This window comes from Bradyrhizobium sp. 613_E4_N2_2 (assembly GCF_052075995.1).
GTDB classification, from domain to species: Bacteria; Pseudomonadota; Alphaproteobacteria; order Rhizobiales; family Xanthobacteraceae; genus Bradyrhizobium; species Bradyrhizobium barranii.
This window is the reverse complement of the sequence record NZ_CP197234.1, coordinates 803,950-829,877: the sequence shown is the minus strand read 5'-3', so window position 1 is coordinate 829,877 and position 25,928 is coordinate 803,950. Positions and strand designations below refer to the sequence as shown.

Sequence of the window (25,928 nt, the reverse complement as noted above, 5' to 3'; positions counted from 1 at the left end):
TAGACGCTAAGATGCGTTGACCTAGACTCTGGCTAGGGGGCGAACATGAGGCGGCGTGCTTTTCTCGGTGCCGTTTGTGGTGCGGTAGCATTGCCGCGGCTGGCTGCGGCGGCGGAGAGCGCCAAGAAGAAACTTCTTGCTATTTTCGTCCCGTCAGAGCCGAGCGCGGACTGGCACGAGCTTAGCGGGAAAAGGTATCCTCGAGCCCTCTTCGCCGAGCTGCGACGGTTGGGACAGATCGAGGGACAAAACCTCAAAGTCGAAAGTTATGGACGAGAGCAAAACACGTCCGGCCTCGAGGCCTTGGCGACGGAAATCGTTAGCAGCAACCCGGACGTCATTCTCCTCGGTGGTCCTGGCGCACTCATCTTCAAAAAACTGACATCGCGTATTCCAATCGTAACGATAACTGCCGACCCCGTTCGACTGGGGATTGCCGAAAGTCTGGCTCGCCCGGGCGGAAATTTTACGGGAGCCAGCATCGACGCCGGTCCATCAATTCATGGAAAGCGGATTGCACTGCTGCGCGAAATCTTTCCTTCAATATCAAAACTTGGCTTGCTCGCTCTTCACATCCAATACAGCGGGCTCGTCAAGGATTCGCCTATCCCCGCAGCGGCCCAGGAGGCTGGCCTACCTATCGCGGTGTCGCTACTGGATGTTGGTGCTCAAGAAAATGACTGGCGGGCAGCGGTAGAGAGCCTTTCCGGCGAAGGCGCGAATGCAGTCATGGTGGTCGACTCCCCTGAAACTTTTCAAAACAGCGCTTTGATCGCCAAGTTGCTGACCGACGCGAGACTTCCGGCGATTTTCGCGTTCACCGAATCCGTCGAAGCCGGGGGCCTAATGGCCTACTCCTTTGATCTAGTCGAATTGTATAAGCGCGCGGCCAACAACATCGACGCAATTTTCCGCGGAGCAAAAGCTGGCGATATTCCATTCTACCAAGTGACCAAATTCGATCTGTCCATCAACTTGAAGACGGCCAGGCAGCTGGGCCTTTCCGTCTCTCCTGCACTCTCGGCCAGCGCCGACAAGGTCATCGAGTGAACAGGTCCGGTTATAACCCGCGGGTGACATGCCCGCGCAGTCTGACGATTTCCGTTCACAGGGGCAGACCGGAAGGGAGCGGCACGCGGCCATAGTGACGCGATTGATCCGAAGGCGACACGGCGAGCTTCAACTTCGGGACGTCAACCCTATTGGCCAATCATAGTTCGAGATTACTGAGCCTGCTTCAAGTAGGCTTCAACCTCGCGCAGGTCGTTCTGCGGAGGAAATGACAGGAGAGCCTGAGACGGACTGCACCACGGATAGGGAAGCGAAGATAGCCAGCGCATCACGCCATCGAGTTCGGCGCCCGATAAGACTTTCATGACTTCAATGGTGATCACCAGCCTCACCACTTTTCCGTGCTCATTGAAATGCCAGTCGTAACGTCCGCATCCAACTCGCAGCGCTTGCCCGCTGGCCTTTGCGGACATCCCCACCAACCAATGGCACTGAAAGCGCGCTCGGTCAGTCTCGGAAGGCCGGGATAGGCAGAACGTGTAGATGTTCTCGTATTCGACACCAAAACGACGCACCAAAATTTCTTCCACGGCGTTCAAGCCGGAAGCCGTGGTGGGGAACGAAATGGCGTCGGTCTTGACCACCATTTCGAGCGCAATGTCTTCAGAGAACGCCCGCCTCATCAAGAACGGTCGGTTGCCGTCCTTGGCCAAGATATAGGTTCTTACTGCTTCGGCAGGTGTGGGCATGGTGCCTCAGGCTAGCACACTCAGGCTCCAAACGGGAATGTCCGCTTCTCGCCCATCAGCGAAGTGGCAACACCTTTCATTGAGGTCCGCTTGGTGGGGTAGAACGGACTGACTTTGCTCACTCTGAGTTCTTCGCATTTTGACCCAATTGAGACATCGGTCGCGTTCCAGCGTACCCAATATGAAGAGCTACAACCCGCCGATTCAGGCCCCGACCAAATTTGACTGGTGATCAACTTCAAGATCGCCAAAAAGCGCTCGACCTCGACGTGTCGTTGCATCTCCAGCGGCCCCACCGACGAGGTGATCAAACCAAATTGGAGATGCTGTTTGCCGCCGGTTCCAGCCAGCCGATGATCTCTTTGTTGACGTGGTGAATTGCGAATGCGAGGTGCGTGTCGGTGGACTTAACGCCGCCGAAGCAGATGACTCCGCAATCGTTGAAGCGGTGAGGATTGGTGCAGTCAGCCGCCCAGGGAACTGGTTACGCGCCAGTCGTCACGATGCAGTTGATCACAGACGGGTAATCACTTTGCTCCTGTAAGCGAATAAATTCTTTGATTGCGCGATAACACGTCGGCATCGACGCACTTCCACCCATGCTTTGGTTCGCCCAACGATCCAACATGACATGCGTCTTGACAATTTCTGCGTTCGCCGCACGCAGTATGCCGATGGAAGGCGAAGCCGTTTCAAACAGATACTTGTGGAAGCTGATCACGAAAGTATCGCTTCTCGGTAACCCGTTGCCATACGGAAGAAGGTCCACATCCCGCACAGTCTTGATATTTTTATAGAGCCACTGCGAATCGATCAACGCTTTCCCAATCCCTCTTCCCTCAACGCCAAGCGGAGCAACCCACTCGGGGCCCGGGGCTATGGTGGACCAAAAGATCACGCGATCATCACGGCGGTTCTCCATCGCCTTGAGCATGCAGAGGAATCGTTCCTTTTGTGGATCGTTCGAATGCTCCACATCGTACTGGAGCTTCTTGAGTTTGTCGGGCCAAGGTATGGGTGCAGGTGGGGGCGGCGGCGGCACAGCGGGAAGATAGATTTTGCGCAGCTTCGGGTCAGCCCCGATAAACGCGTAATTGCGCCCCCCGTCACGGCTGTGGCGGCAACCCACGAGCTCTCGCAAATACCAATTCACCTCCTCAGGAACGTGCGTTTGGAAATTGAACTCGATTAACGCCCACGCATCTATGTGCTCGCGCGCCGCAATTTTCCACCAGTCGTCCGTATCTAAGACCGGATATTCGCGCCCGCCTTTGGGCGGCCACAAGCCGCGTTTCTGCACTGGATTAAGAGGAACTTTGATATTGACCATTCAACGCCTCCCGCACAGCCCGAACCGTAGCGCGATACGCACCGGCCACGGTGGCGAAAGAAATGAAGTTTCGCCGGAAACATCGGAATGGCAACACGTCGGCGACGCGCCGGATATGAACTATCTCACATTTGTTCTGGCGCCAGCCGCTCGCGGACAATGTCGCCCCTTGGCGCCACGAGAGAACTTCCGAAGCTGGCGCTAGACCGGAAGTCGTCGGCTAAGGTCCAGGCTGGTGCTTCTGACCCAAAGCGGAAAATCAATGCGCTATCACCTTACCTCGTCAGCGCGGGGCGGGAACAATACGGGACTTTTCTCTGGCATGTCTCCTCTTCGATTTGTGGCGCAATCGAACAGCCACCGCGGCGGCAAATCCGTGAGTAGCGCCACCAAGTGACATGCAGCCTGTTCCTTTGAGACGCCCGGCGGGTAATAGATTGAGGAGTCGCGATCGATTCCGGCATAGAACTGAGCCCGTTTGGCGATGATTTCGCGCTCCTTCTCGTCCGCGAGCTTGAAGCACAAATCTATCAGCCCCCCGTCCGCCGTGCCTCGCGACAAATCAGTTGAGAACGCCTTTTGAACGGCCTCGATGGCCAAGGATCTCTTTTCCTCATCGACCGCTTCCTTCTTACGCTTGATCCACGTCCTCGCGCACCAGGTCGCAATGACTGCGAGCCCAAAAGCAGCCAGCGTAGCCAATACCGAGGCCTCCGGAGCCAGCCAAGCCGACAACGACGCCAAGACCAGGAAAAGCCAAACAGCGATGGACGCAAGGTAAATCGTGCCGACACCTACTCGGTGGTCGACTTTCCACGGGATGCCGAAAAGACGAAACTTGAGCGACGCGCGCGGGCGGTTGGCAAATGCTCCATCCGCGAGACCAAGGCTTCGTTCAATGTATGCGGCACGTCTCACGAGTTCATCATACAGCTCGTCATTTCTCGTATTGTAGGTCACGAGCCCGATCGTTGCGATCAGGCCAAACAACGAGAATACAAAGCTCCGGCCATCAATGTGGTCGACTTTGAGCGCAATGGCTACGGCGGTCGCGATCGGCAGCAGACCCAGCAACTTGAACCGGATGTCGGTCAGCGTCCGAAAGTTGCTGCAGACCTCGCCGTATTCCGTGGAAAGTGCGTTTCGACGATCTTGGTCCATGGCCTGCTCCGCGAAACGTCCAGTTCTTGTCGAACCGAAGTTAGTTGGCGCGCACAGTGCAGTTTAGCACGCGCGCGGGTCTACCAAATGTGGGCTAGTTCACGCTTGCGCTCCGGCATACTGAAGTCAGTCCGCCCCCCAACGACGTTGGTGAAGTTGGGTTTTCGTCTCTGATCAATGTCTGCTGCTGGCCCATCAGCGAAGTGGCGACACCTTTCATTGAGGTTCGCTTGGCGGAGTAGAGCGGGCTGACTTTGCTCACTCTGAGTTCTTCGCATTTTGACCCAAAGCAGACCTAATCTGTTCAACTTCTCAAAATTGGATTATAGTGCCACTACAACCATTCGGTGCGCAGTGCTGTAGATGAAATCGGTCAAGCGAAGCCTAGCTCTTGTCGCTGCGATGACGAGCGCAATCATTGTCGGTCCGCCGCGTTCCTCGGCGATGGAGAACAAGACGCCCATTGCGTATTTTTCAGAAGGCGCGCCAGACAATCTCGTAGAGGCACTGAACAATTTGTCTCCCGACGCTAGGGATGTCGTCGTTGCGAGAGTTCGCTTGCAGCAACCCGTAATATGGATGGGTGGCCGTCACTGCGAGCTTTGTACCAACGATGTATGGTTCGCCCGTCTGAGAATCACGGAGACTCTCAAAGGCAAAGCTGAAGTCGGCCAAGTGCTCGATGTTTTCCTAGGCCAGCGTAGCGAACACCGAAGGTACATCGCCATTCCCCGCACACCGGATCAACGGGGCCGAGAGTACACGGTGGCGATCTATTCTATGGGAGATGGCATTCAGCGGCTCGCTTCATTTCCAATAAGTAAACCACAATACGACAGATTATCCTCTGATTGGCTTGCATATGAAGGCGAGCGGTCGAGGGCAGGATTTCGGGATTAGGTCGTGGGTCCGCTTCTGGCCCGTGTGAGACGTGCCGGTGCAGTCTGACGATTTCCGTTCACAGAGGTAGACCGGAAGAGATCGGCACGCGGCCATAGTGACGCGATTGACCCACAACGGAAGTCGGCTGGCCAGGTTTACTCAAGCGCGCGCCCGCCACAGCGTAACCGCAAGCAGGATATAGGCCGCACAAGTCCACAGCGACTGCCAATTGTTCGGTCCTTCGCTAAGCGCCGCATAGATGGCTGCCACCAGGAATACGACGGCAAACATCGCTTCCGCCATGGGGCGGATTCCTTTCTTCGGGCGATTGAGCTGCGTCATCGCCGCAAAAGGGACCGCCGCCATAGTGAGCGCCGCAAAGGGAAAATCCTTTTCGCGCGGGTCAAACATCAAGCCCAGCGCGGTCTCCGTGCCGATCACGATGATTACGATCAAGATCAATCCGTGCATGATCGCCAACCCCGATGGGGTCCGGTAGTCCTCCGGACCCAGCAATTCCAGAAATGTGGGCGGTGCGCGCCCGGACATCAGGGCGTTGGCGCCGAACAGCGGCGAGGCAGTTGCCGCCGCCAGAAGTGCGCCCCACAGAAGCCAGCTGCCCGCGCCGTAGCTTTCATAGAACATCTTTTGAGCGGCCACCCCGAACAGGACTCCGGCGGTGGTTGCCGATATTCCGACCGCAAGCCACGAGACGAGCCGGGGCTGCGAGAGCTTCCGGCGCAAGGTCAGCCATGCAGCGCCGAACACCAGGATCGCCAGCGCCATTCCGCTGCTCATTTGCAGTTTCCAGAGCGGATAATTGCTGACGGGGATGCCGGGCGGATATTTCAGCGTGCGCTGCGCGGAATCGAATAAGCCCCACGATCCGCCGACGGTGCCCTCGAACTCATGCTTCCACAATTCATCATACGCCTCGAACAGGTTGACGCGGAAATTCTCGCGCCGGGCAAGATCGAGGACCTCCGAGATCACCCGCGCCTGATTGGTGCGCGATGGTAGCGCCGACTCGCGCATCCGCCCTTCGCTCGGCCAACCTGTTTCTCCAATCAGGATTTCCTTACCCGGAAACGCCGACGCCACCTGCTTTCGGACGGCGTCGACGTGAGCAGCGGCGGATTTCGCCGCGACCGGGACATTTTCCCAATATGGCAGGATATGAAGGGTGACGAAATCGACGGCGTCACCGAGTTCCCGATAGCGCAGCCAGTACTCCCAGACGTCGGAATAGGTGACGGGGACCGGCACCTGTGCCTTGACCGAGCGGATCAAGGCAGCAAGATCGGAAGGTGTCATCTTCCGATGCAACAGAACCTCATTGCCGACCACGAGTGCGGTGATGGTTTCCGGATATTGCCGGGCGAGGCGTATGCCCGTGGATATCTGCGTCGCGCTCTTCCGTCGGTCCCTATCGAGCCAAATTCCCTGAATGACTTTCAGCCCCACCTTGGACGCAAGTTCGGGGATCTGATCGAGACCAAGATCAGTCGCATAGGTACGGATACATTCGGTTATTTTGGCAAGCTGGGCGAGATCTTCCGCGATCTGGTCCCGCGGCACCGGTGTCGGCGACTCCGACGTTTGGTTGTTGCGGAAGGGCGCGTAGGATATGCATTGCAGCTTGGCATTCGGATCGATCGGCGCGCGCGCCAGGTTGATCGGTATGGCCAGCCACCACCACACCGCGGCGATCGCACCCAGGGATATGATGAGAAGCGCCAGAGGCGTGCGGGGCGAAATAGTTGACCCTCCAACGTAGAGATCGTCGGTCAACCGGCATGTTGTCGTGACCCGACAACAACAGAGATCATCGTCCGCCGGTCCCTACCTGACGTGTGAAAGCTGGTGCCGGATCGTCCGTGCCGCAAGAGGCGAGTCAACGTCAAACAAAGGCCTTAAGGGCTACCGCGGGGCGGGTAGAAATAATCCTCCCCATCTCCCGAGATGGCCTTCGGGGACCGGCAGCAGAGTGGCCTTGCTCTGACGGTCGCCGTGCCGGCTAACGGACGCCGCCTGTTGGCCCGAATGCGAAGTCCAGATCGGTCACGGGTGGTCCGGTAGTAAGGGCACGCTGGCAGCGGGCTCACCCAGCGCGTAGCAGACGCGATTGACCCGAAGGCGACAGATCCCCATTGCGGCCTGCTCGTGTACAGCTCGCCAATTGTGGGTTAGGTTCCGGCGTTGTCGTGTGCCGCACGTAGCTGATCCTCCAGCAGGCCTGGGAGTTGGTCATGCAGCCGATGAACGAGGTCCCCTTCGAGACGTCCCTGGCTGAATATGCCGAAGACATGCTCGACGCCTGTACGCGATGCGGGAAATGCGTCGAGGCCTGTCCGAGTGTCGAGCCGGCCGGCATCTCGCGGACGACAAAGTCCGAAGACATCATCGGCGGCATTCTCGAGCTGGTGCGTACCGGCAACGGCCCGGAAGCGTCGCGCAAATGGGCGCAGTCCTGCATGCGGAGCGGGGCATGCATCAAGGCGTGCAGCTATGGCGTCAATCCGCGTTTCCTGCTGAGCATGGCGCGGCTTGGCATCGCGAAGTCGGACAATGAGCTTGCCGAACGGCGCCGGCGGGGTGTCGAGAGGTATCGCGACGGCAGTCGTGGCGTGAACGCGCTTTCGCGCCTGCAACTCGATACGGACGTGCTCGAACGACTGGGTCAGAGATCGGCGTCGGTCGCCACGCCCGTTGAAGCGCCGGATTTCGTGTTTTACACCGGCTGCAATGTGCTCAAGACGCCGCACATCGCCTTGCTTGCCCTCGATATCATGGACGCGCTCGGCGTCAGTTACCAGGTGATGGGCGGGCCGAGCCATTGCTGCGGCATTCTCCAACTCAAGTCTGGCGACGCAGAGATGGCCGGTCGTATGGGATCGAGTACGATGGAAAAGCTGTCGCACTCGAACTCGGGGCAGGTGATCTCCTGGTGCCCGTCGTGCTACGTCCAGTACACGGAGACCATCCTGCCAACGGTGGAGCGACAGCACGGGTCGCGCCCGTTCGAGATGAGCCCATTCATGCGCTTTCTCGGCGACCGGCTGGGGCAGCTCAAGCCGCACCTTCAGCGCAGGGTCGAAATGCGGGTCGCGCTGCACAGGCATCCCGGCGTGGCCGGCGTCGTGGAATCCGCAGCTGAGATCTTGACGGCGGTACCCGGTATCGAACTCGTCGATCTGAACCAGCCGGCGGTGGGTTTGCAGAGCGTGGATGTCGGCGCGCTTCCAAAGTACAAGCGCGAATTGCAACTTATGGAGCTTGAGGCGGCGCGCGATGCAGGTGTCGATGCACTGGTCGCGGTCTATCATTCCGATCATCGCGAACTGTGCGCGCACGAGCGCGACTGGCCATTCCGTATCGTAAATATCCTTGAAGTGGTTGGCGAAAGCATGGGCCTGCATCGGCACGATCGCTACAAAGAGCTCAAGATCATGCAGGACGCCGACCAGATCGTCGCCGACTGTAGCGACCTGATCGCAAAGCACTCGCTTGATCCCGGCAGTGCGCGTGACGTGGTGGTGAAGGTGTTGCTTGGCGACCAGCCACTTCCCCTGAGGCGTGGCGCGCCCCCGGAGACGCGCGCCGGGGGCGTGGAGCCGTCGTAGCAGCTTGACGTCACCTGTTGGCCCACCGCGCCGGTGAGCCCGGCGCAAACCGGAGGTCGCCGGCTGAGGGGTCAACCGACGCGACTGACCCCGAAGCCGGCTATTCCTCGACTGATCAATTTCCGTCAGGTGCTCTGCGCGGAAAGCCGACGACGCCCGTCAAGGACGTCGATCTCCTGCCCCCGCACGGCTTCACGACGTCTTCTGCTTCGCCTGCACGTGTCGCGCGAAGTTGTCGAGGATGGCCTGCCAGCCGCCCTGCTGCTGCTCAACCGAGTGAGTCGGTTCGCTATCGAAGACAACGCGGACGACGACGCCCTTCGCCCCGGGCACGAACTCGACTTCGGCCTTGCGATCGCCGAATGAATATTCGATCAGCTTGTGTTCGACAATCGTCGTGTAAGTCCCGGCGAAGTCAAAGCCCATGCTGCCGTCCTTGGCTTCCATGCGCGACGAGAAGACCCCGCCCTCCCGCAGGTCGACCGTAGCCTTGGTCGTATGCCAGTCGTCGGACGCGGCGTTCCACTCCATGATGTCAGCAGGTGTCGTATAGGCACGCCAGACCTGATCGATGGGGGCTGCTACGGTGGTTTCGACGGTGATCCTCATGAACATAAGCTCCTGGTTCAATTTTCTAGGTGACGGCATCACTGACGTGTGCGGGGTCCATCCAAGGACGATCGAGACTGGTCCAAGCCGACAGGGTCGAGCCGTCAAAGCGTTGAAAACACAAAAATGTCAAAACGTCTGTTGGCCACCCACCAGCGGCCGCGAACAAATTGGGGATGAGGGTCACATTTGTTCGATGCGGCCCGTGGCCATTGAACCCGACCCGGGCTCGACGACACTATCTCCCTGCGTCCTAAGCGGCCCCGCCCATCCGTGGGCGATACGGGGGAGTGTCTGTCATGCGAAAGCGAAACTGGCGATTGATTGCCGTAGGCTCGGTGCTGCTGGTGCTCGCCGTCCTGTTCTTCCTCTCGATGCGGGACATGACGCCGTGGTCCAATGATCCTGCCGCCCTGATGCGCACGGTCGGAGAGGTCTCGGGCGCTGTCGGCGGCATCAGCCTCGTCATGATCGTCTTCGGTCTGATCGGCAGGAAAGCGCCGGCCTGACAAACGTCGTTCCGGAAGGCCGGACCACGGCGGCATCACGCCTGCGCGATGACAGGGAATAGCGGGTCCTCGATGCAAATCTGAATGTCTGAACCGCACATGCAGGGCGGGATGCATTTGGAGACACCTATGATCACCTCAAAGATGCTGATTGTGGTCACGATCGTATCGACGATGGGCGCAGCTTCGGCGCAACCTTTCCACCCGTCGCTGCCCGGAAAGGAAACGACCACCAGGCCGTGGACGGCCCCGGTCGGTCACCGCCAGCCCCACGCCTCCGACGTGCCCTCGGCAAGTTCGGGATCGCTGGATTTCCTCGACCAAGAGGATGCCGACGTCGATCGCAAGATCTCCGGCGTCTGCCGGGGCTGCTGATCGATCCTGCGCCAAGGCCTGATGGAATGAGACTCGACTGCCGCCCCAACGGACGGCAGTCAGTGTCCGACCTTTCGGAATTCGACCAGGCTGAACGAGCCGACACCGCTGGTGCCGACGAAGGCGAAGCCGGCCAGGACGCCAAGCCTGCGATACTCGGCTTCCGTCCGCTCGCGGCCGCCAAGTCCCCGCAGCATATTGAGGTCGCTCATGGCGCAGGAGCGGTCCTGGCTCTCGGTCGTCGCAGGCTCCGGCATGATCCGTTCGATCATGATCAACGTTCCGCTGGCCGGCAGCGCGTCCCGGCAGTTGCGCAGAATGACTTCGCAACGATCGTCTCTCCAATTGTGCAGGATGCTCTTCATCAGGATCGTGTCGGCGCCGCCCAGGACCTTCTCGAAGAAACTGCCGGCGACGAACCGGCAGCGATTGGCGATGCCAAGCCGGTCAAAATGCGCCCGCGCTCCCGGCTCGCAGCGCGCCAGATCGAAGGCGATGCCCTCAAGATGCGGGTTGTGCTGGAGCACGCCGCCGATCAATTCGCCGGTGCCGCCACCGATATCCATGACGACGCGCGCGGTCGCGAAGTCGTGGGCCGCAACGATCCTTGGAACGATGCTCCGCGTCAGGCTGACCATCGCGGCGTTGAAGCGGCGGGTGAATTCCGGCGCATTGCTCGTCGCGGCATAGCGATCGTCGCCATCGCCGCGCAGCTCGCCCGCGCTCTTGCCCGAGCGAACCGACTCGACCAGTCCGATCCAGGATTGCGCGAGCATCTCGCCCTCGAAGAGAACCCAGTCCTTGAAGGAGGGATCGGCGGTCTCGTCGAGCTGCCGGCCGAGCTCGGTCATGGCAAACCGGTCGCGGTCGGCCTGCCTGCACAGGCCAAGTGTCGTCAGGCCAACGAGCAGCCTGCGCAGCGCACTTTCATCGGCGGACACCAGCCGGGCGAGCTCGGCCACCGATTTCGCCTCGTGGCCGATGGCCTCGGCGAGATTGAGCTTCGCCGCCGCATAGATCACCGCGGTGATGCGATGCGACTGCACGAGATCATGCACGGATGCCGGCCCGCTCATGTGTTGCCTCCTGTCAATGCCGGTTCAATCGGTCGGGACGAACCCCGTTGTCTGCACGATCGCCTTCCACCGGTCGGATTCGGATGCGATCAGCCGGGCGAAGTCTTCCATGGCGATCGCGTCGGGCTCGACGGCCAGCTTTGCCATGCCGGCCTTGACCTCGTCGGTGCGCAAGGCCGCCTGGATCGCGGCGTTGAGCTTATCGACGATCGGCGCCGGCGTCTTGGCCGGAACGAAGAACGCAAACCATGTGAGGTCCTCGAGCGACGGATATCCGGCCTCCCGCATCGTCGGCACCGCCGGAACAAACAGGCTGCGGCGCGGTCCGGTGGTCGCCAGCGCGCGAAGATCGCCGGATTGGACGAGCCCGAGCGAGCTGCCGATCGGCATGACGGTCGCGGCAATCACGCCCTTGACCAGATCCTGAATCGCACCGCCGCCCTGATAGGGAACGTGAAGAAAATCGAAGCCGGCGCTGCGGCCCAGCATCGCACCGAGAAAATGCAGCGAGGTTCCGGCGCCCGGCGAACCAAAGGTGGCGTGCTTCGGATTGGCGCGGCACCAGGCCACGAAGTCCGCCAGCGTCTTGACGTCGGCCGGCACGCTGGGACCGACCGTCAGCAATGTCGGGGTCGAGGCGACGGTCGACACAGGTATGAAATCCCGCGGATGGTATCTCAGCGTCTTGTAGACGTGCGGAAAGAACATCATGAAGCCGAGCGGCGCGAACAGCATGACCGATCCGTCGGCGTCGGCGCTCTTCACCGCCTCCACCGCGATGCGACCGGCCGCGCCGGGACGGGTCTCGACCACGATGGTTTCCGCATAGCCGCTCATATGGCCGGCCACGAGCCGCGCCAACCCATCCTGCAGCCCCGGCGTGAAGCCCGTCAGGATATGCGCGGTTCTCGCGATCGGCTGTGCAAGCGCCCGCGGTGAAATATGCGCAGCGGCGAACGCGGCAGCTGCCGCTGACAACACATCACGACGCGTGATCATCACCCGTTTCCCTGATCGAGCCCAGACCAAATGAGATCGCCGCATGCTACCTGGCCATCGCTGCGGTCTCTGGAGCCATGGATGAGCCGGGTCGCACGAACACAAAACGGGATATCGCAGATATCTGCGCGTCCTCACGGCCATCCTGGCCGATCAGGATGAGGCCTGCTCCGCCATTCGCCACCGTCAGGACGACCGCTTCGCCCGCCCACGTTCCGATAGGCTCCATCCCGATGGTGAGAAACTCACCGATCGGCTGGTCCAAATACTGAAGTCTCAGCTGCGGCGCGATTTCGGCGGGCGCCAGAGCAAGACCGAGCTGTTGTGCACGCGCATAGATTTCCCGCAGCGAAGCCTCGCCTTGAAAGCCGAGCTCGGCAACCGACACGGCAACAAGCTCAACCTCCGCCTTCTTGCGACTTAGCGTAAAGGCCGGTCGAGCGAGTATCTCATCAGCCGAATTTCCGACGCCGCAGCCCATTGCGCTCATCGCGCTGCGAAGAGCGAACGTGTCCGTGAATGTTCCTATCCGGATCGTCTTCCACGCCAGGACATCTGCAGCCGAGCTGATCGGAATCTCCGATCTGCGAGCCGGCGGGTCGACCTTGACCGCCAGCTGCCTCCGCAAACCATCCTGCGCAGTGCATTGAGCCTCGGCGCGATCTACGGAAATCAAGCTGAACAGGTTGACGACCAACAGGATCGCAAGCGCACTGCCAATGCGCCAGGGTGCCGGACGATCGGGCCTTGCGCGGCCTTGCTGCAAGGCAATGTAGTCAATCTCGGCGCGCGTCGCGCCGAGATCAATCAGCTCCCGATCGCTGAGGGCACAGAGAGCGGTTTGTACCTTCAGTCGTCTTCGGCGCTTCTGCCATGCGCTCCAGACCCGCAGGAAAAGGCTGGTCACTTGCTGCACGGGTGTGGCAGTCCGTCGCACCTGTGCAACGCCGTTGATGGTACTCATCGGCGATATCCCTTGGCGATACCTTTACCGAGGGCAGGATGTCAGGACTTCGCCGGGCACGCTTGACGTGCAGCTTACATTTTCCTGACCGGCGCCTTACTTTACGCCCCAGCAGGTGCAGAGGCGGCTTCATCCAACGACGGGAGTGGCAACTTGCGCTATCTCTTCGATGAATACGTGCTCGACACGGATCGGCGCGAGCTGCATCGCGGGGCCGATGCTGTTTCCGTTGCGCCACAGGTCTTCGACATTCTCGACTACTTGATCGGCAACAGGGAGCGTGTCGTCAGCAAAGACGACCTCATGAACGCGATCTGGAAGGGGCGCATCGTATCGGAGGCCGCGCTTGCGACCCGCATCAATGGCGTCCGCACGGCAGTCGGCGATTGCGGGGAAGCGCAGCGCCTGATCAAGACGATCCCGCGCAAGGGCTTCCGTTTCGTCGGAGCAGTTCGGGAAGTACGGGAGCCGGATCCTTCAACCGTCCCTCACCGGTCAGAAGCGAGAGGAGCGGCCCTCCCGCTACCGGATAAGCCCTCGATTGCCGTACTCCCTTTCGTCAGCCTCAGCTCCGATCCCGAACAGGAGTATTTCGCAGATGGCATCGTGGAGGAAATCACGATGGCTCTGGCTCATTTTCGCTGGCTGTTCGTGATCGCACGCAATTCGAGCTTTGCGTATAAAGGCCGGGTCGTTGACGTAAAGCAGGTCGGCCGCGAGCTTGGTGTACGCTATGTCCTCGAAGGTAGCGTGCGCAAAGCCGGAAATCGCATTCGAATCGCGGGGCAGCTGATCGATGCCGAAACTGGAACGCATCTCTGGGCAGACCGCTTTGAGGGCCCGATCGAGGACATGTTCGATCTGCAGGACAATCTGACGTCCAGTGTCATAGGCGCAATCGCCCCGAGGCTGCAGCGTGAGGAAATCAAGCGGGCAAGGCGGAAGCCACCCGAAAATCTGGATGCGTATGATCATTATCTGCGCGGGCTGACGAAATCCCGTTGGTCCAACAACGCAAACACCGAGGCGTTGCAGCTCTTTTGCAAGGCGACCGAACTCGACCCTCGACTGGCTTGTGGCTATGCCATGGCCGCCTGGTGCTATACCCGGCGCAAGGCGAACGGCTGGATCAGCGATCCCGCGAAGGAAATTGCGGAAGCCACCCGGCTGGCCCGGAAGGCCGTAGAACTGGGGGCAAATGATCCGGTTGCACTGTCCGTGGGTGGATATGCGCTCGCCTTCATAGCCCACGAGTTCGACGACGCGGCTGCTTTCGTGGATCGAGCTTTGGCTGACAACCCTAACTTCGCGCAAGCCTGGGCCACCAGTGCCTGGCTGAGAGTTTGGAGGGGAGAGCCGGATCTCGCCCTCGAGCACTCCGCACATGCCGTGAGATTGAGCCCGCTCGATCCGCCCATGTACTACGACGCGCAGGGAGCCATGGCGTATGCGCATTTTCTGGCGGGCCGCTATGACGCGGCAGTATCATGCGCCGAGACCGCATTGCGCGGTCAGACGAGTTTCCTGCTCGTGACCTGCATTGCCGCAGCCAGCAACGCATTCGCTGGGCGGCGTGAACGAGCGCAACGATCCCTCCTGCAAGCCCTTGAATGCAATCCAGATCTTCGTGCCAATCTCGAAAATCTGGCACCGTTTCGCCGGGCAGATGACTTCGCGATCTTCGAGAAGGGTCTCTGCGAAGCGGGCCTTCCGGAAAAGCACGACGTTGGCACCCCCTGACGGGGTGGACCAATGTTCGCGGCTTACATTTTCGGGAGCGAAGGCCTATTCTCCACGGATTATTGCTCCCGCGCCCTCGGAGAATAGAGGGCAGGCTTGGAGAATGGTGCCATGCGCTATTTCTTCGAGGACTGTGCGTTGGACACCGAGCGGCGCGAATTGCGGCGCGGGCTCGATGTGGTGCCCACGACACCCCAGGTTCTCGATCTGCTCGAACATCTGATCCGCAGCAGGGATCGCGTCGTCAGCAAGGACGATCTCGTCAACGCGATTTGGAATGGCCGGATCGTATCCGATGCGGCGCTGACGACCCGGGTGAACGCCGTCCGGCGCGCGATCGGTGACTCCGGTCAGCAACAACGTCTTATCAAGACATTTCCACGCAAGGGCTTTCGTTTCGTGGGCGCCGTGCACGATGAGGATCGGCAACCAGGAACCACGGCAGCAGTCATGGTCCCGGTTACCTCTGCAAACGCTGTTGGCGAACGGCGATCCGCAGGCTGGCTGGAGGACCTCAGAGGCCGTTTGAAGCTCGTCGGCAGCGTGCTGGCGTCGGTCGCCGCCATCGGCGCAATTGCCGGTGGCGTTGCCGGATACTGGAATGCCTGGAAGACGGTCCGTACCGACGCACAACGGGAAGCTCAAAATATCCAGCCACAGCCGACAGTCAGGCCCGAGATCGCGCCTCGCCTCTCTCTCGTCGTGTTGCCCTTCGCCAGCCTCAACGACGGTCCGGCGCAGGACTCCTTTGCCGACTTGATCTCGACAGGCTTGACCACCGATCTCGCGCGAACGCCCGCCACTCTCGTTGTTGGACGCGACACCGCCTTGACCTACAAGAAGAAGGTGATCGATTTGCAGCAGCTCGGGACGGATCTCCACGTCCGCTGGGCCGTGCGGGGCGCGGTGAGACGCAACGGAGACCAGGTGCGGGTCAACGTATCTCTGACCGACCTTCAGACCGCCCGCGACATCTGGTCGGATCGGTTCGACGGCGACCTCGCAAACCTGGCCGCCTTGCAGGATACCATCGCAGCGCGGCTTCTCTGCGTGGCACACTTGCACCTCCGTCAATATGAAGAAGCCCTTCAACAGTGCAGCCGCTCCCTCAATATGACCGGCACGGATTTTGAGGCCTACATGAGCCTGATCTCGGCTTACGGGTGGCCGGGGCAACGGGCACGCGGGGGCAGCGAAACTGCGGCACAAGACACATCCTAAGCCGACGTTGCGGCGGCCCATCGCGCGTGCCGATGCTCAAGGCGCTGCAAGGTAACGAGCTCTGTACCCGCGCATTGCGCGTAACCTTGCCCTCCGCCGATAGATGGGCCACCATCCCCGCGCGCACCATCAACAAGAGCAAAAGCGCAGAGGAAACGCATGAGCAAGCCGTCAGGGTTCGACTATGGCTGGGTCGTTGTCGCCGCGGGAGCGCTGATGACCTGTGTCGGCTTCGGCACGATGCTGTCGCTTGCGGTCTTCCTGCAGCCGATCTCCGAAGCGATGGGCTGGTCGCGCGCGGGCGTGTCGGCGGCGGCGACGCTGGATTTCCTCTGCATGGGCGTTGCCGCGTTCTTCTGGGGCACGCTGTCGGATCGATTTGGCACCCGCATCGTGGTGCTTGCCGGAAGCCTGCTGCTGGGCCTCGGTCTCGTGACTGCGAGCCAGGCAACCAGCCTGTGGCAATTCCAGCTGTTCTTCGGCGTGCTGATCGGCGTCGCTGCCGGCAGCTTCTACGCGCCGATGATGGCGCTCGCGAGCGCCTGGATCGAAAAGAACCGCAGCCTCGCGGTGGCGCTGGTCTCCGCCGGCATGGGCGTGTCGCCGGTGACGATCGCGCCGACCGCAAGCTGGCTGATCACGGCCTATGACTGGCGCACCGCGATGCTGGTGATCGGCATCGCCGCGTGGGCGCTGCTGATCCCGGCCTGCTTCCTGGTGCGGCCGGCGCCGCAGGCGGCTGGCCCAGCAAGCACCGACGCGGCACCGGAGATCGAGCTGACCGCGGCACAGGCGCTGCGCACGCCGCAATTCATCGTGCTCGCAGCCGCGCATTTCGCCTGCTGCGCGGCGCATTCCGGCCCGATCTTTCACATGGTGTCCTATGCGATGGTGTGCGGCATCGCCCCGCTCACGGCAGTGACGGTCTACAGCGTCGCCGGCGTCTCCGGGCTCGGCGGACGCCTGCTGCTCGGCGCGGCAGCCGATCGCATCGGCGCAAAGCCCGTGCTGGTCGGCGGCCTGTTCGTGCAGGCGATGTGCATCGCGACCTATCTCGCGGTGGCGCAGCTCGGTGAATTCTATGCGCTCTCGGTCGTGTTCGGCCTCGCCTATGGCGGGGTGATGCCGCTCTATGCAGTGCTGGTCCGCGAGTACTTCGGCGCGCGCATCATGGGCACCGTGTTCGGCGCGGTGTCGGCCTTTGCCAGCCTCGGCATGGCGCTCGGTCCATGGGCCGGCGGGCTCGCGTTCGACAATTTCCAGCGCTACACATGGCTGCACGCCGGCTCCTTCGCGATCGGGCTTGCCGCCGTCGCAGTGGCGCTGAGCTTTCCGACCAAGCGCAGGCAACAGCTCGACCTTGGCCGCGCCGCGGCCTAACGAGGCAACGCATGAACAGGCCGCAGGGCTTCGATCTCGTTGAACGTGCCCGCGCCATCGCACCGCTGATTGCGGGCGAAGCGGACGAGATCGAACGGACGCGGCGGCTGACGTCCACGGTCGTCTCCGCGCTGATCGAGAACGGGCTCTATCGCGCGCTGCTGCCGCAAAGCCTGGGCGGCGCCGAAGTCCCCATCGAAATCTTCATGGAGATGCAGGAGGAGATCGCAAAGGCCGATGCCTCCACGGCCTGGTGTCTCGGCCAATGCAGCGTCTGCGCGATGATCGCAGCTTCGCTCAACCACGACATTGCGTGCGAGATCTTCGACACGCCGCCCGGCATCCTTGCCTGGGGCGCGATCGCGCATGAGGCGCGTGCGGTCGAAGGCGGCTATCGCGTCACGGCGCGCTGGGATTTTGCCTCGGGCTCGCGGCAGGCGAGCTGGCTGGGGGCGCATGTCCGCATCGTCGGAGCCGACGGGACGCCGCGCAAAAATGCCGACGGTTCGCCGGAGGTTCGTACCATCCTGTTTCCGGTCGCGAGCGCGGTGCTGCATGACGTCTGGCAGGCGATCGGGCTCGCCGGCACAGGCACGGACTCCTATGAGGTGAGCGACCTCTTCATCCCCGAGCGCTTCACGGCGTTCCGTGACGTGCCGTCCGCGCTGGTTGAGACGGGTCCGCTCTACAGGATCGGCACCGGATCGACCTTCAGCCTCGGCTTTGCCGCTGTCTCGCTGGGCGTGGCGCGCGCGACGCTGGATGCGGCCATCGCTTTGTCGCGGGCAAAGCACCAGTCGCTGGCAGCGAGCGCCATGCGCGACAACCAGGCCGTCCAAGGCCTGATCGGCCGCACCGAGGGCGATCTGCGCGCCGCGCGCGCCTATCTCTATGCGACGGCGAATGCGATGTGGCGCGACCTCTGCGCGACCGGCCAATTCAGCCCGGCGCATCGCAGCGCCGTTCGCCTCGCCGCGACCTGGACCATCCATCAATCGGCCAAGGTGGTCGACGCCGCCTATCACATGGCCGGCGCGACTGCGGTGTTCCGCAGCAATCCGTTCGAGCGGCGCTTTCGCGACATGCACGCGATCGCGCAGCAGATCCAGGCGCGGGATACGCATTATGAGGATGTGGGGAAGGCGATTTTGGCGGAGGGACGCTGAACTACAGCCGCAACGACGCTGCGCTCCCTCGCCCCGTTCTTACGGGGCCGCGACGAGCTTCGCTCGCGCTGAGAGGGTTGGGGTGAGGGGCATCTCTCCACACGGGCGGTCGTTGAAGGACCTGTACCCACTCACCCGGAATCCGCGCTACGCGCGCATTCCGATCTCTCCCCGCAAGCGGGGCGAGGTAAGGGGCAGCGCACCTCACGCCACCATCGCAGCCTTCTCGTCACCATCGATGCCGCGCTGGGCGGCGAGCAGGCTGATGATCTCGGCGTTGGGCCGGGCCTTGCTGAACAGAAAGCCCTGGCCCTCGTCGCAGCCCTCGGCACGCAGGCAGCTCAGTTCGGCTTCGGTCTCGACGCCCTCGGCGGTGATGGTGACGCCAAGGCCTTTGCCGAGGCTGACGATGGAGCGGATGATCGCCTGGGCCTCGCGGTTGGCGCCGAGATCGCGCACGAAGGACTGGTCGATCTTGATCTTGTCGAACGGGAAGCTGCGCAAATAGCTGAGGCTGGAATAGCCGGTGCCGAAATCGTCCATGGAGATGCGGACGCCGAGCGCGCGTAGCGCATGCAGCGTCGCCAGCACCTGCGCGCTCTTTTCGAGCAGCAACGTCTCGGTGATCTCGAGCTCCAGCCGCCGCGCCGGCAGGCCGGAATGTTTCAGCGCGTCCGTCACCACCGAGAGCAGATTGCCGCTGCGGAACTGGAGCGGCGACAGGTTGACGGCGACGCGGACATCGTCCGGCCAGGTCGCGGCATCCAGGCACGCCCGGCGCAGCATCAGGCCGCCGAGCGGATTGATCAGCCCGGTTTCCTCGGCGACCGGAATGAACTCGGCCGGCGAGACCATGCCGCGCTCGGCATGCGGCCAGCGCACCAGCGCCTCGAAGCCGGTGATGCGGCCGCTCGAGAGGTCGATCAGCGGCTGGTAATAAGGGCGCAGCACGTCGTTCTGGATCGCGTCGCGCAGCTCAACCTCGATCTTGCGGCGGCTCTGCGCCTTGGCGTCGAGCGCGGCCTCGAAGAACGCAAAGGTGCCGCGGGCATCGGCTTTGGCGCGCGACAGTGCCATGTCGGCGCTCTTGAGCAGTTTTTCGGAATCATCGCCGTCGCCGGGCGCCATCGCGATGCCGATGGAGGCGCCGATCACCACGGAATGGCCATCGAGCAGATAGGGATCGGCGATGGCTTCCAGTAAGCGCTTGGCCAGCATCACCGCATCCTCGGGACGCGTTAGCCCGCTCTGCACGATCGCGAACTCGTCGGAGTTCAGCCGCGCCAGCGCGTCCTCCTCGCGCAAGGTCGAGCGCAGCCGCTTGGCGACGCCGCGCAGCAGCTTGTCGCCGACCGCGTGTCCCAGCGTGTCGTTGACCGCCTTGAAATTGTCCAGCCCCAGCATCAGCAGCGCGACCTTGTCGGAGCTGCGCCGCATATGCAGCAGCATCTCGTCCACCTGCTGGCGCAGCAGGTTGCGGTTCGGCAAGCCAGTCAGCCCGTCATGCTGGGCCATGAAGGCGAGCCGCGCCTCGGCGCGCTTGCGCTCGGTGATGTCCATCAGCGCCAGCAGCACCGCGGGCCGATCGGCATAGGTCAATTCGCGCGAATAGATCGCAAGGTCGATCAGCGCGCCGTTGGCCTTGACGTGCTTCCAGGTGCGCGCGGCCTGCTCCTCGCTGGACCGATCGGTGGTCCAGGGCGGCTCGCTGTCGAAAGCCTGCAACGAGCGGATCTTCAGCTTCTCGAACTCGGCGCGGCTATAGCCGTAATGGGAAATCGCGGCATCGTTGACGCCGAGGATGCGCTCGTCGTCGAGCGCACAGACGATCATCGGGACGGGATTGCCGTCGAACAGCAGGCGGAACGAGGCCTCGCGCTGCTTCAACTCGGTGATGTCGACGCGCAGGCCGACCACGCCGCCGTCGTCGGTCAGCCGCTCGTCGATCAGGATGACGCGGCCGTCCGCGAGCATCTGCTCGTGGCGCGCGCCGGGCTGATAGAGTTTCTGCAGCCGCTCGGCGATCCACTCGTCCTCGTGGCCGGCAGCCTCGGGATAGTCGCCACGCGCGACGCCGATGCGCAGCGTGTCCTCGAGGCGCGCGCCTTCCTCGAACAGATCGGCGGTCTTGCTGTAGATCTCGGCGTATTTCCTGTTCCAGAGCACGTAACGGCCTTCGGCATCGAGAAACACGATGCCTTGCGGCAGGATGTCGATGGCCTGGCGCAGGCGCTCATGGGATTTGCGGGCCTCGGCAATCGCGGCTTCCGCCTCGGCGCGGCGGCGCAGGAGTTCGTCGCGTTCGGAAACGGGTTGAGGCGCGCGCGCGAAGCGCGGCTTGCGCGGCTGTCGGCGAGCCCGGGGCGAGCACGCCTCTCTTTCGCTTTGCTGTTTTTCGAGACCCCAAACTCAACTCTATGCGTCCCAGTCGCGCCCAGTGGCAGCAAGTTTTGGGGCAAGTGTCTGAAAAAAAAGTAATCTTGGGTGGCTTGTCGGTCGGTCGCACAGTCTGGTGGCCGCAGAAAAGCAGCCCTCATTGCCGCTTTGCGCGGCGCGACAGCGCCGCCGGGCGTGCCAAGCCCATCACATCGTCGTCATCGGAGAACGCGATGGCGCAAAATTGCGCGCTGCCTTGAATCATTTCCGAGATCGCGCGCGAATGCATACAGAGGGCTGGGAGCACGCCTCCCACGCACGAATTTTGGTCAATGCACGAGAGGGTTATCGCGTCGTTAAAAATCGGCCGGCCGCGCGTAGGGAACTGCGACTTTCGGACAATATTTCGGCCGAAGGACTGTTTCTTAACCCTGACGCAGCGTTGCGTTATAAGGATGACAGCATGAGTCCCCGCCGCCTCGCCCCTCTCCTCCTTGTCATGACGTTCCTGACCGTCGGCGCCGCGCTGGCCCAGGACAAGGGCAGCGTCAACTCAAAACCGCTACCGCCGCTCGCCAACCCAAACGATCCCAGCATCGGCGCCAAGGAGCTGTTCGCGCGAAAGCTGCTGCCGTCGAAGGGAACGGCTCATGTCATCGGCTCCTACACCAAGGGCTGTATCGGCGGCGCCATGCAAATGCCGCTCAACGGCGACAATTGGCAGGTGATGCGGCTGTCGCGTAACCGCAATTACGGTCATCCCGACATGATCGCGCTGATCAAACGGCTCGCGGCCAGAGCGCACAAGGACGCGGGATGGCCGGGCATTCTGGTCGGCGACATCGCCCAGCCGCGCGGCGGGCCGGCACTGTCAGGCCATGCCAGCCATCAAATTGGCCTGGATGCCGACATCTGGCTGACGCCGATGCCGGACCGTCGTTTGTCACGCGAGGAGCGCGAGGACATGTCGGCGGTGATGATGGTGCGCCAGGACCGGCTCGACATCGACCCCAAGGTGTTCACGCCTGCTCATGTGCTGGTGCTGCGCGACGCAGCGCAGGAGCCGGCAGTACAGCGCATCTTCGTCAATCCCGCGATCAAGAAGGCGCTGTGCCGGGAGGCCAAGGGCGACCGCTCGTGGCTGTCGAAAATCCGGCCGTGGTGGGGCCACGACTATCACTTCCACATCCGCATGCGCTGCCCTGCGGGCTCGAGCGAATGCGAAGGCCAGTCGTCGCAATCCGAGGACGAAGGCTGCAAGCCGTCCGACCTCGCCTACTGGTTCAGCGACGCCGTGCTGCACCCGAAGCCTCCGCCGGAGCCGCCGAAGCCAAAGCCGCCGATGACGCTGGCGCAGATGCCGGCGGCCTGCAAGGCGGTGCTGCACGCGGTGGATGCGAAGCAATAGGCGGCTGGCTGGGCAAGCTGCCGCCTCGCCCACCGCTGTCGTCCCGGGGCGCTTGAAGCGCGAGCCCGGGATCCATAACCATAGGGGGCGGTGGTTGAGCGAAGCGGTAACTCCGAGTCTTCGTCAAATTCCTCCCTGGGACTATGGATCCCGGATCTGCGCTCCGCTTCGCTGCGCTTGTCCTGGATGACAGAGTCATTACTGGCTCCCATCCTCTGAAATGCGCTAGGATCGCCTTGCCGCTTTGCCGTAAGCCGAGCGGCCCTGTCGGGACGCGCATCCCGCCCTTCAGCAATGACCGCAAGCCCCGCATCGTTCGCGTGGCCAACGATGAGATTTGACATGCGCGTCCTCACCTTCCTCGCCGTGCTCTCGCTCAGTGCGACCTCCGCTCTGGCCGCCGAAGAGCCCAGCGGCTGCGACAAGTTCAAATGGCCGATCGAGCGTGAGCGCGCCGCGCTCACCGCGCCGGACCGCGCCAAGCTCGTCTCGGGGAGCGAGCAGGCGGCCTTGCCGTCGTCGGCCATCACGCTGGGGCTGGTGGCCCCCGCGGACGCAAAGCTGCCGACGTCGCCCGAAAGGGCGCCGAAGGACGGCACCTTCGCGGGCTTCACCAGCATCAAGGCGCCGAAGGCCGGGCTCTACACCGTCAGCCTGTCCAGCGGGGCCTGGGTGGACGTGGTCCAGGACGGGCATTTCCTCAAGCCCGTGGCCTTCAGCGGCGCGACCGATTGCGACGGCATCCGCAAGACCATGAAATACGAGCTGTCGGCGCAGCCTTTCGTGCTCCAGGTCAGCGGCGCCAAGGACAATTCGCTGTCGATCGCGATCCTGCCGGCACAATAGGCCAAACGGTCGCCTTTGACCTCGGGCTCCGGCCTGCTATCTTCGCAGCTGCGATATCCCTGCCGGCCGTAAGCCGTCGCAAGGCCCCGTGGAACAGCGCTTTCCGCCCGTCGCACGCCAACCCACCCAACGCCAGATTTGCGCGTGCATTCGCGCGCGCGAACTCGCACGGAGCGCACTCCATGATTCGTATTGCCGGACTTTTCACCGCTTTCGTCCTCCTCGCAGGCGCGAGCCTTTCGCCCGCCGCCGCCGAGGACAAGACCATCACCGTGTTCGCCGCGGCCTCGATGAAGAACGCGCTCGACGAGATCGACGCCGCCTACACCGCCAAGACCGGCGTCAAGTTCAGCGTCAGCTATGCCGCAAGCTCGGTGCTTGCCAAGCAGATCGAGCAGGGCGCGCCGGCCGACGTGTTCGTCTCCGCCGACACCGACTGGATGGACTACGCGATCTCGAAGAAGACCATCAACGAGCCGACCCGCGTCAATTTGCTCGGCAACAGCATCGTGCTGATCGCGCCGAAGGACTCCAAGATCGACAACGTCACGATCGCGCAAGGCTTTGACCTCGCCAAGCTCGCGGGCGACGGCAAGATCGCGACCGGCGACGTCAAGTCCGTGCCGGTCGGCAAATACGCCAAGGCGGCGCTGGAGAAGCTGGGCGCATGGCAGGCTGCGGAGCCGAAATTCGCCATGGCCGAGAGCGTGCGCGCCGCGCTGACGCTGGTGGCGCGTGGTGAGGCCAATCTCGGCATCGTCTATTCGACCGACGCCAAGGTCGAGCCCGGCGTGAAGGTCGTCGGCACCTTCCCGGCGGATTCGCATCCCGCGATCATCTATCCGGTTGCCGCGACCACCACCGCGAAGCCCGAGACCAACGACTATCTCGCCTTTCTGCGCTCGACCGCTGCCAAGACCATTCTGGAAAAATACGGCTTCAAGTTCCTGATCAGCCCGACGACTTGATATCTACAACTTGATGCTCGAGATCTCTCCCGCCGAATGGACGGCGATCCTGCTCTCGCTCAGGGTCGCCGTCATCGCCACGCTGGTCGCAACGCCGTTCGGCATTGCGCTGGCATGGCTGCTTGCCCGCCATGATTTCTGGGGCAAATCGGTGCTCGATGCGCTCGTGCATCTGCCGCTGGTACTGCCGCCTGTCGTTACGGGCTATCTCCTGCTCCTCACCTTTGGTCGCAAGGGACTCGTCGGCGGATTTCTGGCCGACTATCTCGGTATCGTCTTCGCGTTTCGCTGGACCGGGGCGGCGCTCGCCTGCGGCCTGATGTCGTTTCCGCTGCTGGTGCGCCCGATGCGGCTGTCGATCGAGGCGATCGACCGCCGACTCGAGCAGGCGGCTGAGACGCTGGGAGCGGCGCCCTGGAAAGTGTTCTTCACGGTGACGCTACCTCTGGCGCTGCCCGGCGTGCTAGCCGGCATGGTGCTGGGCTTTGCCAAGGCGATCGGCGAGTTCGGCGCGACCATCACCTTCGTCTCCAACATTCCCGGCGAAACCCAGACGATTTCCTCGGCGATCTACTCGCTAATCCAGACGCCCGATGGCGACGCGGCCGCGGGACGACTCGTGATCATCTCGATCGTGCTCGCGCTCGGCGCGCTGATCGCCGCCGAATGGTTCGCCCGCCGCGCCACACAGCGCTTGCACGGGAACTGACCATGCTGCGCGTCGACATCGAAAAACAACTCGGCGAATTCTCGCTCTCCGCAACCTTCACCAGCGAAGGTCGCGTCATCGGCCTGTTCGGCGCGTCGGGCGCCGGCAAGAGCTCGCTGGTCAACATGATCGCAGGCCTGCTGCGGCCCGACCGCGGCACCATCGTGATCGACGGCGAGACCGTCGACGACACCGCGGCCGGCATCCATGTGCCGACCTATCGCCGCCGCATCGGCTATGTATTCCAGGACGCGCGGCTGTTTCCGCATCTCAACGTCGCGCAGAATCTCGACTATGGAAGGCGGATGAACGGCCTCACGCCCGATCCTGCCCAGCACAAGCGCATCATCGAGCTGCTCGACATCGGCGCGCTCCTTGATCGCCGTCCAGGAAAGCTCTCCGGCGGCGAACGCCAGCGCGTCGCGCTCGGGCGCGCGCTGCTGTCGAGGCCGCGCCTGCTGCTGCTCGACGAACCGCTCGGCGCGCTCGACGAGGGCCGCAAGCTGGAGATCCTGCCCTATCTGGTGCGGCTGCGCGACGAGGCCAATGTCCCCATGGTCTATGTCAGCCACGACGTCGCCGAGCTGCGCCAGCTCGCGACGCAGATCGTGATGCTGAAGCAGGGCCGCGTGACGTCGTTCGGCGGGGTGAAGGTGTTGACGTGAGGGGCGCTGACGGCTTGCCGAGACACCTCGCCCCACCATCGCTGTCATGAAGGCGGGGCATCCAGTACGCCGCGGCTTCTCGGTTCAATCACAATCGTCTCGGATTACTGGATCGCCCGGTCAAGCCGGGCGATGACAGCGAGGTTGTGGCGGCGGCGCGC

General features: G+C 62.4%; 23 protein-coding genes. 14 read left to right on the top strand and 9 right to left on the bottom strand.

Annotation, left to right across the window (positions count from 1 at the left end; genetic code table 11):
* The first annotated feature begins 45 nt into the window (after positions 1–45).
* A complete protein-coding gene (locus AB7290_RS03890) occupies positions 46–1,050 on the top strand; it encodes an ABC transporter substrate-binding protein (protein WP_085402645.1) in 1,005 nt (334 codons plus the stop codon).
* Positions 1,051–1,223: 173 nt separating this feature from the next.
* On the opposite strand, the gene AB7290_RS03885 is transcribed toward AB7290_RS03890, so the two are convergent.
* The 4 genes from AB7290_RS03885 to AB7290_RS03870 form a co-directional block, all read right to left on the bottom strand.
* Entirely contained in the window at positions 1,224–1,760 is a 537-nt protein-coding gene (locus AB7290_RS03885) for a hypothetical protein (protein WP_085402646.1), read from the bottom strand.
* 484 nt (positions 1,761–2,244) lie between these two features.
* A complete protein-coding gene (locus tag AB7290_RS03880) occupies positions 2,245–3,090 on the bottom strand; it encodes a hypothetical protein (RefSeq protein ID WP_135217265.1) in 846 nt (281 codons plus the stop codon).
* A gap of 270 nt (positions 3,091–3,360) precedes the next feature.
* The gene (locus tag AB7290_RS03875; RefSeq protein WP_085402648.1) at positions 3,361–4,251 is read right to left on the bottom strand and encodes a hypothetical protein; all 891 of its coding nucleotides are present in this window, start codon (positions 4,249–4,251) and stop codon (positions 3,361–3,363) included.
* Positions 4,252–5,292: 1,041 nt separating this feature from the next.
* Positions 5,293–6,924, bottom strand: coding sequence for a glycosyl hydrolase family 17 protein (locus tag AB7290_RS03870; RefSeq protein WP_434057407.1), 1,632 nt, complete (start codon positions 6,922–6,924; stop codon positions 5,293–5,295).
* A 458-nt stretch (positions 6,925–7,382) separates the two neighbouring features.
* On the opposite strand from AB7290_RS03870, the gene AB7290_RS03865 reads away from it, so the two are divergent.
* A complete protein-coding gene (locus AB7290_RS03865; protein WP_135215883.1) occupies positions 7,383–8,756 on the top strand; it encodes a (Fe-S)-binding protein in 1,374 nt (457 codons plus the stop codon).
* Between the two features lie 192 nt (positions 8,757–8,948).
* Here the strand turns inward: AB7290_RS03865 and AB7290_RS03860 are convergent, their stop codons facing one another.
* On the bottom strand, positions 8,949–9,365 hold the full coding sequence (locus tag AB7290_RS03860; protein ID WP_085402692.1) for an SRPBCC family protein: 417 nt from the start codon (positions 9,363–9,365) through the stop codon (positions 8,949–8,951).
* A 299-nt stretch (positions 9,366–9,664) separates the two neighbouring features.
* Between AB7290_RS03860 and AB7290_RS03855 the strand changes: the two genes are divergently transcribed.
* Together AB7290_RS03855 and AB7290_RS03850 are read left to right on the top strand one after the other, a co-directional pair.
* Positions 9,665–9,874 (top strand): hypothetical protein, encoded by a 210-nt coding sequence (locus AB7290_RS03855; protein ID WP_014498566.1) that lies wholly within the window; start codon positions 9,665–9,667, stop codon positions 9,872–9,874.
* A gap of 129 nt (positions 9,875–10,003) precedes the next feature.
* Complete coding sequence (locus AB7290_RS03850; RefSeq protein ID WP_085402649.1) at positions 10,004–10,249, top strand: hypothetical protein; 246 nt, start codon at positions 10,004–10,006, stop codon at positions 10,247–10,249.
* Positions 10,250–10,308: 59 nt separating this feature from the next.
* On the opposite strand, the gene AB7290_RS03845 is transcribed toward AB7290_RS03850, so the two are convergent.
* From AB7290_RS03845 to AB7290_RS03835, 3 genes are read right to left on the bottom strand one after another with little or no spacing between them, the layout of a single operon-like run.
* Complete coding sequence (locus AB7290_RS03845) at positions 10,309–11,325, bottom strand: methyltransferase (RefSeq protein WP_085402650.1); 1,017 nt, start codon at positions 11,323–11,325, stop codon at positions 10,309–10,311.
* 24 nt (positions 11,326–11,349) lie between these two features.
* A complete protein-coding gene (locus AB7290_RS03840; protein WP_085402651.1) occupies positions 11,350–12,324 on the bottom strand; it encodes a Bug family tripartite tricarboxylate transporter substrate binding protein in 975 nt (324 codons plus the stop codon).
* Positions 12,325–12,370: 46 nt separating this feature from the next.
* Positions 12,371–13,288, bottom strand: a complete 918-nt coding sequence (locus AB7290_RS03835) for a DUF1127 domain-containing protein (RefSeq protein ID WP_085402652.1) — start codon at positions 13,286–13,288, stop codon at positions 12,371–12,373.
* Positions 13,289–13,441: 153 nt separating this feature from the next.
* Here AB7290_RS03835 and AB7290_RS03830 point away from each other — a divergent pair, with 153 nt between their 5' ends.
* The 4 genes from AB7290_RS03830 (at position 13,442) to AB7290_RS03815 (ending at position 18,795) form a co-directional block, all read left to right on the top strand.
* A complete protein-coding gene (locus AB7290_RS03830; protein ID WP_085402653.1) occupies positions 13,442–15,028 on the top strand; it encodes a winged helix-turn-helix domain-containing tetratricopeptide repeat protein in 1,587 nt (528 codons plus the stop codon).
* A gap of 111 nt (positions 15,029–15,139) precedes the next feature.
* Positions 15,140–16,249 (top strand): winged helix-turn-helix domain-containing protein, encoded by a 1,110-nt coding sequence (locus tag AB7290_RS03825; protein ID WP_085402654.1) that lies wholly within the window; start codon positions 15,140–15,142, stop codon positions 16,247–16,249.
* Between the two features lie 159 nt (positions 16,250–16,408).
* Complete coding sequence (locus AB7290_RS03820; protein ID WP_085402655.1) at positions 16,409–17,629, top strand: MFS transporter; 1,221 nt, start codon at positions 16,409–16,411, stop codon at positions 17,627–17,629.
* Positions 17,630–17,640: 11 nt separating this feature from the next.
* Positions 17,641–18,795, top strand: coding sequence for an acyl-CoA dehydrogenase family protein (locus AB7290_RS03815; RefSeq protein WP_085402656.1), 1,155 nt, complete (start codon positions 17,641–17,643; stop codon positions 18,793–18,795).
* 204 nt (positions 18,796–18,999) lie between these two features.
* Here the strand turns inward: AB7290_RS03815 and AB7290_RS03810 are convergent, their stop codons facing one another.
* Positions 19,000–21,084, bottom strand: coding sequence for a putative bifunctional diguanylate cyclase/phosphodiesterase (locus AB7290_RS03810; RefSeq protein WP_441254510.1), 2,085 nt, complete (start codon positions 21,082–21,084; stop codon positions 19,000–19,002).
* Between AB7290_RS03810 and AB7290_RS03805 the strand changes: the two genes are divergently transcribed.
* The 6 genes from AB7290_RS03805 (at position 20,995) to modC (ending at position 25,767) form a co-directional block, all read left to right on the top strand.
* The gene (locus AB7290_RS03805) at positions 20,995–21,273 is read left to right on the top strand and encodes a hypothetical protein (RefSeq protein WP_441253356.1); all 279 of its coding nucleotides are present in this window, start codon (positions 20,995–20,997) and stop codon (positions 21,271–21,273) included. The genes AB7290_RS03810 and AB7290_RS03805 overlap by 90 nt on opposite strands.
* Before the next feature lie 361 nt (positions 21,274–21,634).
* On the top strand, positions 21,635–22,579 hold the full coding sequence (gene mepA, locus AB7290_RS03800) for a penicillin-insensitive murein endopeptidase (RefSeq protein ID WP_085402658.1): 945 nt from the start codon (positions 21,635–21,637) through the stop codon (positions 22,577–22,579).
* A 342-nt stretch (positions 22,580–22,921) separates the two neighbouring features.
* Positions 22,922–23,425 (top strand): hypothetical protein, encoded by a 504-nt coding sequence (locus tag AB7290_RS03795; protein WP_085402659.1) that lies wholly within the window; start codon positions 22,922–22,924, stop codon positions 23,423–23,425.
* Positions 23,426–23,607: 182 nt separating this feature from the next.
* Positions 23,608–24,393: a molybdate ABC transporter substrate-binding protein gene (modA, locus tag AB7290_RS03790; protein WP_085402660.1), complete on the top strand. Its 786-nt coding sequence runs from the start codon at positions 23,608–23,610 to the stop codon at positions 24,391–24,393.
* Positions 24,394–24,406: 13 nt separating this feature from the next.
* Positions 24,407–25,102: a molybdate ABC transporter permease subunit gene (gene modB / locus AB7290_RS03785; RefSeq protein WP_028148288.1), complete on the top strand. Its 696-nt coding sequence runs from the start codon at positions 24,407–24,409 to the stop codon at positions 25,100–25,102.
* Between the two features lie 2 nt (positions 25,103–25,104).
* Positions 25,105–25,767: a molybdenum ABC transporter ATP-binding protein gene (gene modC / locus AB7290_RS03780; RefSeq protein WP_085402661.1), complete on the top strand. Its 663-nt coding sequence runs from the start codon at positions 25,105–25,107 to the stop codon at positions 25,765–25,767.
* Positions 25,768–25,928 lie beyond the last annotated feature (161 nt).